At 49.2% G+C, this 15,684-nt stretch carries 9 protein-coding genes; 7 read left to right on the forward strand and 2 right to left on the reverse strand.

Features of this window, described 5'->3' with window-relative positions; all coding sequences use genetic code 11:
- Genes C9J01_RS06440 through C9J01_RS06470 form a run of 7 tightly spaced genes read left to right on the forward strand, consistent with a single transcriptional unit; the run spans window position 1 to window position 10,953 of the window.
- Window positions 1–1,422 carry an efflux transporter outer membrane subunit gene (locus tag C9J01_RS06440; protein ID WP_107297251.1) on the forward strand — a complete coding sequence of 474 codons (1,422 nt, stop codon included), beginning with the start codon at window positions 1–3 and terminating at the stop codon, window positions 1,420–1,422.
- 2 nt (window positions 1,423–1,424) lie between these two features.
- Window positions 1,425–2,723, forward strand: coding sequence for an efflux RND transporter periplasmic adaptor subunit (locus tag C9J01_RS06445; RefSeq protein ID WP_107297252.1), 1,299 nt, complete (start codon window positions 1,425–1,427; stop codon window positions 2,721–2,723).
- A complete protein-coding gene (locus C9J01_RS06450; protein WP_107297253.1) occupies window positions 2,723–5,881 on the forward strand; it encodes an efflux RND transporter permease subunit in 3,159 nt (1,052 codons plus the stop codon). The genes C9J01_RS06445 and C9J01_RS06450 overlap by 1 nt, the downstream gene beginning before the upstream one ends.
- Window positions 5,871–7,079, forward strand: a complete 1,209-nt coding sequence (locus tag C9J01_RS06455; RefSeq protein WP_107297254.1) for a serine hydrolase domain-containing protein — start codon at window positions 5,871–5,873, stop codon at window positions 7,077–7,079. Before C9J01_RS06450 ends, C9J01_RS06455 begins: the two co-directional genes overlap by 11 nt.
- An 18-nt stretch (window positions 7,080–7,097) precedes the next feature.
- On the forward strand, window positions 7,098–8,516 hold the full coding sequence (locus C9J01_RS06460; protein ID WP_107297255.1) for a CehA/McbA family metallohydrolase domain-containing protein: 1,419 nt from the start codon (window positions 7,098–7,100) through the stop codon (window positions 8,514–8,516).
- Window positions 8,517–8,533: 17 nt separating this feature from the next.
- Window positions 8,534–10,009 carry a sulfatase-like hydrolase/transferase gene (locus C9J01_RS06465; RefSeq protein WP_107297256.1) on the forward strand — a complete coding sequence of 492 codons (1,476 nt, stop codon included), beginning with the start codon at window positions 8,534–8,536 and terminating at the stop codon, window positions 10,007–10,009.
- Window positions 10,009–10,953 carry an aldose epimerase family protein gene (locus C9J01_RS06470; RefSeq protein WP_107297257.1) on the forward strand — a complete coding sequence of 315 codons (945 nt, stop codon included), beginning with the start codon at window positions 10,009–10,011 and terminating at the stop codon, window positions 10,951–10,953. Before C9J01_RS06465 ends, C9J01_RS06470 begins: the two co-directional genes overlap by 1 nt.
- A gap of 159 nt (window positions 10,954–11,112) precedes the next feature.
- Here C9J01_RS06470 and C9J01_RS06475 read toward each other — a convergent pair whose 3' ends face one another.
- Together C9J01_RS06475 and C9J01_RS06480 are read right to left on the reverse strand one after the other, a co-directional pair.
- Window positions 11,113–12,594, reverse strand: a complete 1,482-nt coding sequence (locus tag C9J01_RS06475) for an alkaline phosphatase (RefSeq protein ID WP_107297258.1) — start codon at window positions 12,592–12,594, stop codon at window positions 11,113–11,115.
- A 448-nt stretch (window positions 12,595–13,042) separates the two neighbouring features.
- The gene (locus tag C9J01_RS06480) at window positions 13,043–15,673 is read right to left on the reverse strand and encodes a glycoside hydrolase family 3 C-terminal domain-containing protein (RefSeq protein WP_107297259.1); all 2,631 of its coding nucleotides are present in this window, start codon (window positions 15,671–15,673) and stop codon (window positions 13,043–13,045) included.
- Window positions 15,674–15,684: the final 11 nt, after the last annotated feature.

Here is a 15,684-nt window from a genome sequence, read left to right on the forward strand (position 1 = left end):
ATGCCTTCAAGTTCGCGCGCGACACTTTTTCTCCGCGCTTCTGTAATTACGTTGTTTCTCAACGGTTGTGTCCAAACGCCTCTGGAACACACTGATATTGCGCCTGTTGTTGCACCGTCATTTAGTATTACCGGAGATGCTCAAGCCGATGAGTTCTGGTGGCGGGAGTTTAACGACCCGCAACTCAATCAACTGGTCAGCACAGCCCTGAAGTCAAACTTCAGCCTGCAATCGAGTATTGCCAGAGTACAACGGGCAGCTGCAACAGCTGATGTCAGAGACGCAGGTCGATACCCAACCGTCACGGGTGTGGTTGGCAGCAATGTCCGCCGTGAACGCGAATCAATCGGCGGCGATATTACGCAGGAAACGACTGAAAACCTCAGGCTCAACGCGAGCTGGGAGCTTGATTTATGGGGCAAGAACCAGGCTAGGGCCTCAGCGGCTTATTTCAGCTACCTTGCCAGCGAAGAACAGATGCAGGCAGCCGCCCAAACCCTTGCCGGAGATATCGCAAGGCGCTGGTATCAGTTGCTAGAACAGCACCAGTCCCTAGCCATACTCGAAAAACAAATCAGCAATACCAAAATCATTGCTGAGATTACTGGTCACCGTTACCGAACAGGCCAAGGCAGTATCAGTGCCTTGTGGCGGCAGGAACAGTTGCTGGAAAGCTTAGAAGCACAGGAAAAGCAAGCCCGTAAAAGTCTGCTAATCCTAGAGAGGCAGATGAATGTCCTGCTCGGGCGCTCGCCAACAACAGACGTTGACTGGACCTATTCTACGTTCCCTTTGTTGCCATTATTACCGGAAACAGGTTTACCGGCCGCTTTGTTGGATAGAAGACCCGATGTCCGAGCACTCTGGTACCAATATGAGTCCAGCCAACAAGATGTCTCGGCTGCAGCTGCGGCCCGACTGCCAAACATCTCCATCAACAGCTCAGCAGCCAGCAGCGACTGGTCAAATGCCTTTGATATTTGGCGCTTGGATCTGGGTGCCCAGTTGAACGTACCGATTTTTAACGCAGGAAAGCTAGAAGCCGAACAAAAGGTCGCTGAAGCAGCGTCAGATTTAGCCTTCTACAACTACACCCAGGGTGTGCTCAATGCGATTGAAGAAGTAGAAATCAATGTTCTCTCCGAACTAAGCCAGCAAGAGCAGCTCGACTCCTTACGCCGCCAAACCCGTCAGGCTGAGAATATTCTCGAGGTCGAATCTATTCGCTACAGCCGTGGCATGCAGGGCTACCTCGATGTCCTGAATGCTCAGGAAAAGCTGTTCACACTGCAAAAACAATCCCTGAGTGCCCAGCGGCAACTATTTCTGCGCCGCATTGCCACCTATCAGTCTTTAGGTGGGCAACTTATTTCTCTATCAGCAGACGGTGCAGTTGAACTGCAACCAAGAATGGAATCCTGAGCATGACCAGTCCTACTCACAAATCGACCAAACAAAAATACCTGGCGAAAACGCTCAAACTATTACTTCCGTGTCTAATCTTGGCAGGCGGGATCTATGCCAGCCATCAGTTTATGGAAGGTAAGCCTCACCGCCCTGCCCGCCCCGGCCAACCACCAAGCCGAACCGTTGATGTCGAAACCATCATGCTTAGTCGTGACATTCCACAGATAGTGGTACAAGGTGCGGTCGAACCCAAGCGCACAATCAGCCTGCGCTCGCAGCTTCGAGGCTTGGTTACCACCATGGCAGAAGATCTGGTGCCGGGTGGCTATGTCAAAGCCGGAGAAACCCTCCTCAATATTGACCTTCGCGACCATGCCCTTGCCGTTAAAGAAGCTCAGGCCACTTTGGATCGCCACCAAGCTCTATATCAGGTTGAATATGGCCGCCGACGTGCTGCTGAGCTGGAGTATGCGCTTTCGGGACAGTCATTGGCCGCTGATGACCTTGATTTGGTACTGCGTGGTCCGCAACTGGCTCAAATAGAGGCTGATATCGCTCGTAGCCAAGCTGCTTTGCAACGTGCCGAATTGAATTATGAGCGCACACGCATCACCGTTCCTTTTGATGCACAGATTGTGTCCCTGGATGTTGCAAAAGGCAGTTTACTTCGTGATAACTCATCGATTGCCGAGCTTGTCGCAACCGATACGTTTTGGCTAAGAGTCAGTGTTCCCGCCCACCAGCTGCAATGGATCACCGTACCGGATAATGGCCGTGCAACCGACTCGCAAGGACAATGCCGAGGCTCTGCCGTCACCATCCGCAACCCTCATGAATGGGGTGCGAGGGCTAACCGCCAAGGCTGTGTGGTCAGTTTGCTGCCAACCCTCGACAACAAGGTCAAACTAGCCCACCTGTTGATTGAAATTCAAGATCCGCTGGCGATGAAACCGCAAAACAGCGGTAAGCCCAAGGTCTTGCTCAATGCATTTTTACAAGCGGAGATCGACACCAACCCGTTTGAAAATGTCGCACGTATCCCACGTCGCCACCTGCAGCAGGAAAGATTCGTCTGGCTAATGGCCGAAGACGGTACCCTTGTTGCCCAGCCAGTCTCAGTTACCTTCCGTGCCCAAGACTATGTATTGATTGATGACGGCCTAAATGATGGCGATCAGTTGGTCACGACCCCACTGCCTGGGGCTGTTGAGGGTATCCATTTGGAAGTTCGTCGGGTCCCACTCGAATTTGACCTATCAACAGCGGATAGCCCATCCACTGACTCGCAGGTTAGCCTACAAGGGGAGCCAAGCTGATGAAAAACCGTCGCGGAGCTATCGCTTGGATGGCAGGCAATGGAGTGACTCCTAACTTGCTGATGCTTTTCTTTATTATTGGCGGCCTGTTAATGGCGTGGCAAATCAAAAAAGAGGTCTACCCTAACTACCAGCACAACTCTATTCGGATCTGGGTACATTACCCCGGTTCCACCCCAGCTGAGATGGAACAAGGGGTGACCCTGCCGATCGAAAATGCCATCAATGGTATCGAAGGCATTAAGGAGATCCACGGTTGGGCAAACTCCGCAGGGAGCAACCTCACCGCTGAACTGATGAATGGCGTGGATGCCGAGCGGGTATTACGCGAGGTCGAAAGTGCCGTCAACCGTGCCCCCTTGCCCGCCGGGGCCGAAAAGCCACGGATATTTCGCAACGAAACACGCGATCAATCCTTTGAGCTAGTGCTCTATGGTGATGCCGACCTCATAGCCCTGAAAGAAACCAGTACCGAGATACGTAATATCTTATTGAGCTCGCCAGGGATAACCCAGGTAGAGATTGGCGGCTTTTCAAAATATGAAGTGCAGGTCCAAGTCGATAGTCTGACCCTGCAGCAATATGGCTTGGGACTCGACGATATTGCTAACAGTATTAGCCGTCACGCCATTAACCAATCAGGCGGACGGTTGGAAACTGCTGGCGGTGATATCTTATTGCAGATTGACGAGAGCCGTGGTTGGGCCGAAGATTTTAGCGATATCGTTGTTATGCAAACCCCTACCGGCAGCAAGCGTTACCTGGAAGATATTGCCACTATCCGCGATGGTTTTGCCAACCGCCACAACCGCAATTTCTATAACGGTTACCCTTCAGCCAGTATCCGGATCTATCGTATTGCCGATCAGACCCCAGTCTCGATTTCTGAATCGGTATACGCCCTGATGCCAGAGCTTGAAGCCAGCCTGCAACCGGGCATTTCGCTGGAAGTCGTCGATGACGATGCGGTTATTTACCAACAGCGCATGTCGCTATTGCTGAAAAATGCGTTTAGTGGCCTGTTATTGGTGCTGTTGGTGTTGGCATTGTTCCTCGATGTGAGGCTGGCATTCTGGGTAACGGTGGGTATCCCGACAGCATTCTTGGGCGCGGTACTTTTCCTACCAAGCATGGATGTATCGATAAATATGATATCCATGTTCGCCTTCATTATTGCCCTTGGCATAGTGGTTGATGATGCCATTATCGCCGGTGAAAACATCCATGAGAAAATGAGTCAGGGGATGCGCTTTACCGACGCCGCGATTGAAGGGGCAAAGGATATCGCTACCCCGCTCACGTTTAGTATCCTGACCAATATCGTAGCCTTTATTCCTATCTGGTTTTTGCCAGGTACCCTTGGGCTGACCTTCAAAGTCGTCCCAATCGTGGTTGCGGCAGTATTCATCATATCCTGGGTCGAGGCATTGTTTATTCTTCCGGCCCACGTTGCTCATATCGACTACCGGCACCCTCCTCGCTGGACAAGACCATTCAATGCTGTTCAAAGCAAGGTAGATGTCGGACTGCAATGGTTTATACGGCGTATCTACAAGCCTGCCTTGAAGCACTTACTCGCCGGCCGCTACATTGTAGTCGCAACAGGGTTTGCCATGCTGATCAGCTCCATTGCCTATATTTCGGGCGGTCATATGGGCTTTACCACTATGCCTAGGGTCGAGGCCGAATTTTCTGTCGCTCGCGCCTTTATGCCTGTGGGGAGTTCTGCAGAAGAAGCCGAAATGGTCAAAGAGCAACTCGAAAACGCTGCAAAGGAAGTCGTCGCCAGTAATGGTGGCAAAGAACTGGCAAAGGGGATCTCGAGCCGGATCTGGAGCCGGGATGGCGAATATGTCGTCATGACTCGGATCTTTTTGCAGCCCGGTGAAGACCGCGCCCTGAGCACCCGTCAGGTATCAGCTCAATGGCGGGAACTCACCGGGGAAGTCCCCGCAGCAAATGCAGTGCGTTTCTCGGCGACAGGCAATGGCCCGGGCGCTGATGTTGCAGGTGTGACCTTAGAGCTTACCCACCGCAATACCCATGCGCTACGTGCCGCCAGTGAAGAATTAACCGAGATCCTCGGCAATTATGCCGGCATCGTTGATATTGAAAATAGTTTCATGTCAGGTAGTCAGCAGATCCGTCTTGCCCTTCGTCCAGAAGGAAAAAGCATGGGACTGACAGAACAAAGCTTGATCCGCCAGATCCGCCATGCATTTAGTGGGGTGCGAGCAATTCGCCAGCAACGCGGCAGCGATGAGGTCGACGTAAAAGTACAGCTACCAGATTGGCAACGAGCCAGTGTTTATCATCTCGAGCAACTGCCGATCAAAGTTGGCGACCAGTTCATTCCGCTATCGCAAATCGCAGACGTTTACCGTGAATACTCGGCCTCGGCAATTCATCGCCGTGATGGACAACGCCGGATCAGTGTCAGTGCCGATATTACGCCGTCATCGGAGGCCATGAACCTTACCCAGACGCTGCGACGCGAGGTACTACCGGTTCTTGAAGAAAAATATCCCGGCCTCGATATCGGATTCCGTGGTGATCAAGCAGAGCAAAAAGAGAGCCTGGAAAGCCTAGCTATCAATGGGGCTTTGGTCATGCTGGCGCTTTACTGCCTATTGGCTATCCCATTTAAGAGCTATACCCAGCCCCTTATCATCATGACCATAATCCCGTTTGGTTTGATTGGTGCTGTGCTCGGCCACGTTCTGCTCGGCTATGTGATGAGTATAGTCAGCCTACTCGGAATCCTGGCACTCAGTGGTGTCGTGATCAACGATAGTCTGATTCTGGTGACAGAAGTTAACCGTAACCGTGACGCTGGCAAACCATTGGCAGAAGCGATTATTAACGGCAGTGCCCGACGCTTTAGGCCAATCATGTTGACCACTCTGACTACCTTCGGCGGACTTGCACCAATGATTTTGGAAACCTCCAATCAGGCCCAGCTGATGATCCCAATGGCTATTTCATTAGGGTTCGGCATCCTGTTCGCTACTCTCATTACCTTGGTACTGCTGCCCTGCCTATACCATGCGCTTGAAGATATTAAGGCCTTTTTCCAATTTGGCTCCGAGCCACAAGAGACAGAGCAGCGCACCGATCACGATACTCCTGCGATAGAGGATATTTCCCATGCAGCCTAAGCAAAGCCTGAATCGAAAACTGTCTCGCATCTACAAAAAAAACTATCAAATAGTGACCCTTGCCAGCTTGTGCATTATGGCTATGCCTCTAAACGCCCAAGACGGACTAGGCGATGAAGAGGTTACCCTCAATCATGTTGCCGCCGAGGTCGACCAACCTTCGGCGTATCTAATCACTCACAACGCGCAGCTAGCCGCCAGTGAATACCGCACGCCATTGCAGCGAAATGATGGCCTAATCACTACCAACATCAATGAGCTAGGTATCGATACCAAGCAGATCACTCAGCTTCGCCAAGACATTGCGGGCGGTAATTATGGCGAAATCGATAGCCTACTGATCCATTACAAAGGGCAACTCATTGCTGAAGATTACTGGCGTGACGGGGCAATAGATAAGCCGCACTTCATGTTTTCTATCACCAAAAACATGCTGTCCAACGCTATTGGCAAGGCCATCGAACTCGGATACATAGACAGTGTTAACGACCCCGCAATCAAATACCTGACTATTGCCAACAAGAAACAGCTTGCTCCGGGGACTGACGAAATCACCCTCCATGACTTACTGAGCATGCAATCGGGAATTTCGATTCCGAACAGCAAAACAGGGAATGCTTTGCCGGTGATAACCCGTGAGAATCATGCCTCGCTGTACCTGTCCCTCACCGATAAGGTGAATCCTGGGCAGACCTTCAAATACCAAGGGGCCGATCCCGATATCCTCAACCATGTGCTGTACAACACCACCGGCAAAGATCTTGCGGCCTTTACTGATGAGCATTTCTTCCAACCCATGGCCATAACCAATGCCCAGTGGGAAACCTCTGTCAGCGGCCTCACCAAAGCCAGTTCAGGGCTCCATTTCACCTCAAGGGATTTGATCAAATTCGGCAAGCTAGTTATTGGCGAAGGCCAATACATGAACAAGCAACTGCTCAATAGTGAGTGGTTACATACTGCAACGACCCCGAAAACAAAAAGTGGGAAGTATGGTTATTTTTGGTGGACCGAGAATTTCCGATACAACGGGAAGGAAATCAAGACTATCTCAGCCAGAGGAGCCCGGGGGCAATTCCTGTTCGTCATGCCAGAGATCGACCTTATCGTCGCAGTCACCAGCAGCAATCGAGGCCCCCAGCGCCGTGTGCCATTGCAGTTTGTCCCTGAGTACATCATCCCAGCTTTTATAGAATAATAATCTAAGGTAACAGCAATGCGTAAATTGGCATTAGCCCTACTCATCAGCACCCTATCAGCGCAAGGGATTGCCGATACACAAATAACCGACAGCACACAACAAAGGCAATGGCTAGCCGGTGAGCACCATGCCCATACTCACTGGAGCGTGAAGTGGGATAAATCCACCTCGCCTTGGTCCCCAATTAAAGGTGGAGACAGCGAGCATACCTATCTCGAAAATGCTCAAGCCGCCCAGAAATACGGTCTGAGCTGGTTAGTCAACACTGACCACGGCGGCCCGGAGCACTCAAAATTACTCGACAAAAAAGCCTACCCAGAATTATTGGCCGCCCGCGAGTCCGTGCCAGATGTCCATCAATTTTTCGGGATAGAACTTGACGTTCCTGCGGGAGAACACGCCACTGTCATGATGCCAATCAACAACGATGAGCGCGAAGTGTTGGTCAATTTCCAACGCGATTACTCTATTCGCGAATACCGCAAAGAAACCCGTAACCGGAACAATGTCGAGCACATGCAAAAAGGGATTGCTTATCTCGCCAGCCAAACTGAAAAGCCGATCATTATCAAAAACCACCCTAGCCGTCAGGCAACCGGTCTCAATGAGTGGGCAAGGGTAACCCCTGAGAAACTCATGCTCTGGCATCAAACCGATCCGGAAGTTTTTATCGGTATGGTTGGAACACCGGGCCATCAGGCAGCAAGGGGCGCACGTGGTAGCTATTTCAAATATGGCACCTTTAGGGGGGCCGACCAAATGACAGCCGTTGTAGGTGGGGTATGGGATCATATCCTTGGCAGTGGCATGCGCTTTTGGATCACCTCCTCGGCAGATTCACATACACATACCAGTGTCGGTGGAAGAGATTTCTGGCCTGGCGAGTATAACAAAACCTATGTGTACGCCCGTAACGAACCCGCTGACATCATGGATGGGCTTCGTCATGGTCGAAGCTTTATCGTTTTCGGCGACTTAATAAGCGGTCTTAATGCCGAGTTGACTGACGGAAATACCGATAAGCAAACAAATAATAGCGCTTCTCTTAGTGAGACTCTGGTTGTAAGCAGTGACGAAGACAAACTATCACTGAAGCTAGAACTCAATCTTAGCGAAGGAAAAAATGCCAACGGTGATATTCCGGTATTAAACCGTATCGATGTGATTACCGGAGCTGTTGATCCTTCCATCGCCAATGAGCCCAACGCCAACGGCACCACTAAAGTCATCCAGCGAATTGACCAGTCTCAGTGGCAGGTGAAAGACAACACCATTGCATTGACTATCGATATCCCACGGGAACATCAGAACGGTTACCTACGCCTGCGGGGTACCAGTACCGACATCTTGGAGCCAACAAGGCAGCAAGGTAACCAATACCCTTGGCAAGACTTGTGGTTCTACTCCAACCCTATTTTCTGGCAACAACAATAAATTAGAGAGTACCCTCCATGAAAACATTCACCAAAGCGGCACTGGGCCTTGCCTTGTTGCCCGGTTTGTCAGTGGCTGGCCAGCCTAGTGCTGAACAATTACCTGCCAAGCCTGTGCAAACCGATACTAACTTCATTGTGGTGTTGGTCGATGACCTCGGCTACGACGAATCAGGCTTTATGGGCGCTGATGATATGTTCACGCCCAATTTAGATAAAATAGCCGCAGGCGGTACCCATTTTACCCAGGGCTATGTTACTTCATCGGTGTGTGGCCCGTCCCGTGCCGGGCTGATTTCAGGCCGCTATCAAGACCGCCTGGGAATTTGGGGTAACTTTTCCCGTAATGCCAAAATCGGTTTCCCGACCAACCAACCGATGATGCAGGACCACTTCAAGGAAGCAGGCTACACCACAGCAGCTATCGGCAAGTGGCATTTCGGCCACTTCGAAGAAGAGCACAAACCTTGGAACCGCAACCTAGATTATTTCTATGGCTTCCTCGGCGGTGGCCATGACTATTTCAATGCCAATATGCATTACAACGGTAGAAACAACCGCTCGCCAATCTACCGCAATGGCCAAATGGTTGAATACCCTAATGGCACCTACCTAACCGACGAGTTCAGCCGCGAGGCGGTCGAATTTATCGAGCGCAATCACGACAAGCCATTCTTCCTGCACCTTGCCTACAACGCAGTGCACGCCCCTTACCAAGCACCTGAGCACTATCTAAAACGTGTTGATGAGTTGATGGATGGTGAATTTGCCACTTGGCACCGCCGCGTTATCGCTGCCATGCTGCTGGCCATGGATGATGGCTTGGGCGATATTATGACAACGTTGGATGAGAAGGGGATTGCGGATAACACCGCCATCGTGTTCTTGTCTGATAACGGTTACCAAACCATTGTTCGCCGCAAGGAGCCGGTTAACCTCGCGGGTAACCCAGCTGATCTCAGGGGCTTCAAAGGTGACACCTTCGAAGGCGGTATCCGGGTGCCATTTGTGATTAATTGGCCGGGCGTTGTCCCAGCTGGGAAGCAATATACCAAACCGGTTATTTCGCTGGATATCCTGCCGACACTGACGCGGAATATTCCTTTGGTAGAAAACACCCCGGAGCTAGACGGCGTTGACCTTGTGCCTTACCTCAATGGCGAAAAAGAAGGACGTCCGCATGAGACCATGTTCTTCCGTTTCTTCCATGATATCGCCTACCGCAAGGGTGACTGGGTACTAACTTGGAATGACCAGCACAAAGTTGCCGGTGAAAAGCGCGCCAACCGTGAGTTAGTCAAAGAAGAAGTCAAAGCCATGCTGTTCAACCTCAATGACGATGTTGCCCAGCGCCGCGATCTAAGGCATGAGCAACCTGAAAAATTCCAGGAGCTATTCAATGAATATTTGGATCTACTGGAAGAGTTCCCAGAGCCGGAATTCCCAGCCCTGTTCCAAACCCCTTACACTGTCGAGTTTACGGAAGATTTGTAATGAAAGTCTTCGGTTTATTATGTGGCTGTTTATCTTTGGTCAGTGCTTGCGTGTCAGCGGCCAGCTACCCGGAAGCCCGGTTGGCAAACGACGCGGTTAAAATGGCAATCTATCTGCCTGATCCCGAAAACGGTTCTTACCGCTCGGTTCGGTTTGATTGGTCAGGGTTGATTCACTCGTTAAAGTTTGAAGGCATTGAGTACTTCGGTCGCTGGCGGCCTGAACCAGTGCATGACCCAGAGCAACACTTCAGCGTAAACGGGCCTGCCCAGATATTCGATAATCTGGGTTATGGTGAATCCGATACCTTTGTTCGCATCGGTATCGGTGTTTTGAAAAAGCCCGAGCACGAAAAGCGGTTTAACTTTACCAATCCCTACCAGATCCTTGATCATGGTGATTGGCAAGTTAACACGTTGGAAGACAGTGTAGAGTTCATACACACGTTACTGTCAGACAACGGTTACGGCTATCGTTATCAGAAGACCATAAACCTCAATGAGCAAGGGTTTACCATGTCGCACCTACTGGAGAATACTGGTGACAAGACGATTGAAACGACCGTTTTCAACCACCACTTCTTTGTCATTGGCGAGCAAAACGTCGATGAGCAGTATCAGGTATCTTTCCCTTTTGTTCCTCAAAAGGATAAAAGTGAGCCGCGAATAAAACTACAAGCGAATAGCCTCAAGATACTCAATGAAATCCGCGACGATAAACGTCTTTATGTCCCACTGACTGGCTTTGCCAATACCCCTGAAGATCACCAGTTCCGTATCCATCATCACGGGCTAAACAGAGGCATTGACGTCCAGTTAGACCAACCACTAAACAAGTTAGTTGTTTGGGCAAATGATCGCGCGATATCTCCGGAGAACTTCATTGAGGTCAATGTCCCTGTCGGGGAAGGCTTTAGTTGGAGCGCTGAGTATCGAGTGTATTAGCCCGTACGGAGAAGTGATTCTCGAAATTTAAAGCCCGTAACTTTAATGAAAATAAAAACAGGATCTCAATCAATGAGATCCTGTTTATTTATTTTTGACCAATGATAGCTAGCTTGAGTTAACTATCATTCAATCTCATTAATTTGATTTAATTAATGACTAATTTGTCATTACGGCTTTCATTAAATCAAAGATATGAGTGTTATCAACATAATCTCCGTTCGAGCCAGTATGGTTATAGCTTTCAGCATATTGCTCATCGTTGCCAACAATGTAATCGTTGATTAGTTGTTCGCCAGCACCATGAACATACAGTCGGACTAGCTCATTGGTGTGGTCGCCGCTGTAGTATTTAACATTTGGCATCTTGTGCTTGCCAGGGTTCTCAACTGGGGCATATGCGTTTTGATCAGACGTCTCTCCAAGCACATAAGCGTTACCGTGATCCGTTGTAACAATCAACAAGGTTTCTTCCCAACTGCTGTTTTCTTCTACCCAGTCAGCAACCGCTTGTACGGAACGGTTGAAGTCGATTTGCTCTTCAATAATTCGGGTTGTATCGTTGGCGTGAGCCGCCCAATCGACCGCACCACCTTCGACCATCAAGAAGAAACCTTCTTCGCCCTGACTAAGGTAGTTCAGTGCACCTTCCGTCATCGTTCTCAAGCTTGGTTGGTTATCAAGAAACTCACACTCGAACGGTTGGGCATCGGCTTCGCAACCAGAGCGGCCTTGTTGGAGTGTACTGTGGTTTTGAGCAAGCCCGATGAGCGGGCCATTGAGCACATCATTTGGCGCACGACCATTTGCGAGCTCTTCAAACTGCTCTTTAGAATCAATTAGCGTCCACGGAATAGTAGACCCTTGGGAATACATAGCCCCATTCTTGAGCATATTCCAATCACCCTGTGTAATGTATCGGAAGTCATACGTCTCACGCTTAACCCCGTTCCCATCGTATTCAGGGTGGCCCGTACCCATCAAGAGATCTGCCATGCCTTCCGTCAGCATTGATTTGCCAATTTCGGTGTAATTGCTTCGGCTGGTGTTATTGGCGCCAAATACCGCTGGTGTTGCGTGATTGAACTGTACAGAGGTGACAATACCTGTCATACGGCCAGTGCTTTTCGCAACTTGTGAGATAGTTTCAAGCGGTTGGCCACAGTAATTCACACTAATGCCACCACCGAATGTCTTACTACCCGTTGCAAGGGCAGTACCTGCGGCAGCTGAATCCGTGGCACCTTTATTGATGTAACTGTAGCCTTTGAACGGACGCATATATTTACCGTCCTGCTCATCCACAATCTCTTCATCCCACGCCTTGGAGGCATCGTAACCGACCTCTGCTTGCTCGTCGTCACAGTCAATTTGGCCATGGCTTAATGGGAATGTGGTCATCGCAAGTCTAGTTTCGATATCAGAATACGGAACCGTGTCATTAAGTGCCTGGCCGTGGCTCCAATAAGAGGAGATATCCCAAGCACCGTCACTCGCACCATCTGTGATCATGAGTATGACGTTCTTAGCTTGATTAATTTCTCCAGGAAGTGTTTTGCCAGAGTCATCATTTGAGCTTGAGTTACACCCAGTTAGAAATAGAGCCGTAGAAATAGCGATTGTGGTTAGTTTAAGTTTCATCTTTATATTTTCTTGGTTGAGAAAGAAACTATAAATTGCGCTATAAAAATGAAAATTAAATTAATCAAACATGACAATGAAATTAAATACAAAATAATTAATTATTGATAAAAGACATTAAAAGCAATTAGCGAAGCCGCCTATCAAATAAATATTTCACTCTTCATCCAATGAAATAAAACAAGTCACTTCCCGATATATAAATTTAATTTTTCAGAGTCGGTTCCATTTATTTAAAATTATTGCACCACCCAATAAAAAAATAGCAACCAAATAAAAACATCACAACACCAGTCAATTAACAATCAAATCGCACTCGATAACATATGGGGAGAATATGAGTTACAAAAAACGCTGCCAGCTCAGCTAACAGCGTTTTTTAATTCACCAATCAAGAAAACAGGTTTCTTACTTCCAGTTTTTGGTGCACTGAATAATGTGGATGTTACTACTCAACCGTTATTATGTCGGTCAGTACAATATTATCCGACGCGTTACCTACCCGGATTTCGTACTTATCCCCCAGCAACCAACCTTTGGTTTGCTCGTCCCAATAGGCTAAATCAGCGGTATCGAAAATTAGGTTTACTTTACGCTTTTCACCCGGCTTGAGTGCAACTCTCTCAAACGCTTTCAAGCGTTGGATAGGTTTTTCGCTGCGGTCAAACATATCTGTCACGTAGACTTGGACCACTTCATCGCCTGCCACTTTTCCGGTGTTTTCGACAGTAACCGTGACGTCAATTTGGCCGTTTTGAGTTACCTTGCTAGCCAGTTTCAAGTCAGACAAAGCAAACTCGGTGTAACTCAAGCCATGGCCGAATGCCCACAATGACTCCTTGTCAAAATACAAGTAAGTACGGCCTTTGCTGATGTCGTAATCATTAAAGGCAGGTAAGTCAGCCCACGACTTGACAAAGGTCAGCGGAAGCTTGCCACCTGGGTTATTATCACCAAATAAAGTATTGGCAATAGCAGCACCACCTTGCTCACCTGGATACCAACTCTGAAGTATTGCCGGAACATTGTCTTTCAACCATGGACTTTCAATAGACGAACCGGATTGAAGAACAACTACAGTATTAGGGTTTGCCTCAACAACCTCTTTGAGCATATCGGTCTGTTCGCGTGGCAAGCCTTCAGCAATACGGTCAATCGATTCACGCTCGTAATCAGTCGACAAGCCCATTAACGCAACAACGGCATCTGCTTCTTTTGCAGCGGCCAGCTCCTGCCCTGCACTCGCTGAATTGACCTGTGGTAGCTGCCAGCCAAACATTAGCTCGTGGCCTTTTGCTCTAGGCAAACGCATTGAGTAAAGCTCAAGCTCATAGGTCTTCTCGCCGTCAAGCTCAATCTCAACCGTTGATGGTAGACGCTTATTAGTATCACCATGGCTACGAAGCACGGTTGAACCATTGACGTTCAAGGTGACGTTGGCACCGAGACTCTCGAAACCAAGGGTATACAGGCCGCTCTGCGGCGGAACTATCGTGGTGGTATAACGGACGGAGTAACTATTACTGTCCTTGATATCAGCATGAGGTTTGGAAGCCGTCCAATTAAAATCAATATCACCTGCGGTGTTGGACGCTATCGGCTGACCACTGGCAGCACGATTATTGAAATATTCAGCTTGCCAAACCCCCATCCCTTGGGTATCTAGGAGAGTAATGTTATCCATCGGAATCGCGCTTAAGGTATTTTTACTACCTTGCCAAGGTACATATACCACCTCGACATCACTGCCTAGGTAATCCTTAATACCATCTAACGCTGTGACTGGATTTCTCGGGGTTCCTGAGTACGTACCAAAGTTGAGCGTGTTGGCGTTAGGGCCAATCACCGCTACTTTTTTAAGTGCTGATTTATCCAATGGCAACAATGGCGAGCCCTCAACATCTTTGTTTTGCAGCAGGACCATACTCTTTTCAGCAAGCTCAAGTGCCAACGGCTTGAAGGTAGTCATGATCTCAAACGGCAGATCTTTCCAAGGAGACATCTCTTCTGGATCAAACATACCCAGTCGCAAGCCAACCCGCATGGTATTACGAAATGCACGGTCCAACTGTTCTGATGTTGTTTTGCCTTGCTTTATAGCCGTGATGGCTTCATCGCGGAAGATACGGGTATTGTCGAAATCCAACGTTTCGGCATTCAACACCGCCGCTGCAGATTCGACGTAATTGTCATAAATATCGTGACCGCGAAAACCTCTCTCTTGCCAGCCTTTGGTGGTCATCAAGATTGAGCCATAATCCCCCAGCACAAACCCATCGAAACCCCACTCGCCGCGCAAAATATCTTTGATAAGCCAGGTATTAGTCACTGCCGGTTTGCCGTTCAAGGCATTGTAGGCAGTCATAACAATCTGGGCATCGGCTTCTTGGACGACCTGCTTATAGGCGGGGAAATAATATTCCCGAAGCTGCTTCTCAGAAATTTCTGCGTTGCCATGAAAACGGTTGTGTTCTTCGTTGTTAGCGACAAAGTGTTTGGCACCCGCAGCGGTCTTGAGGTATTTGGGGTGATCCCCCTGAAGTCCTTTAACATAGGCACTGGCCATAACCCCATTAAGTAGCGGGTCTTCACCATAGGCTTCCTGGGTTCGCCCCCAACGGGGATCACGGGCAATATTTATCACAGGGGACCAGAATGTCAGCGGGCCGCGCTTACCGTCTCTGATCACCGGCCCATTGTGATATTGAGCCCTAGCCTCATCAGATACCGCATCACCCATCCGCTTTATCGCCTCAGGAGACCAAGTAGCTGCCAAACCAATTGACTGAGGGAAAACGGTCGCCGCATTACGACGAGGTGCCGCAAGGCCGTGTAAGGCTTCGCCGGGCATAAATGATTTTAATCCGTAACGCGGAACACCTTCGTTCCACAAGGTGATCATATTGCCTTTTTCCTTGTCGGTTAAACGAGTACTAATATCGTCCAACCGCTCCTCAATTGGTAAGGTGTGATCAAAAAAAGCAATATACCCACCGCTATTCCCGGTGTAACTTTCGGCACTTACCCCCATGGCAACAGCAGATAAACTGACGCCGACAGCTATCATTTTCAGTTTCATTTTCGCCTCAA

It is taken from the genome of Photobacterium rosenbergii (genome assembly GCF_003026455.1).
Taxonomy (GTDB): domain Bacteria; phylum Pseudomonadota; class Gammaproteobacteria; order Enterobacterales; family Vibrionaceae; genus Photobacterium; species Photobacterium rosenbergii.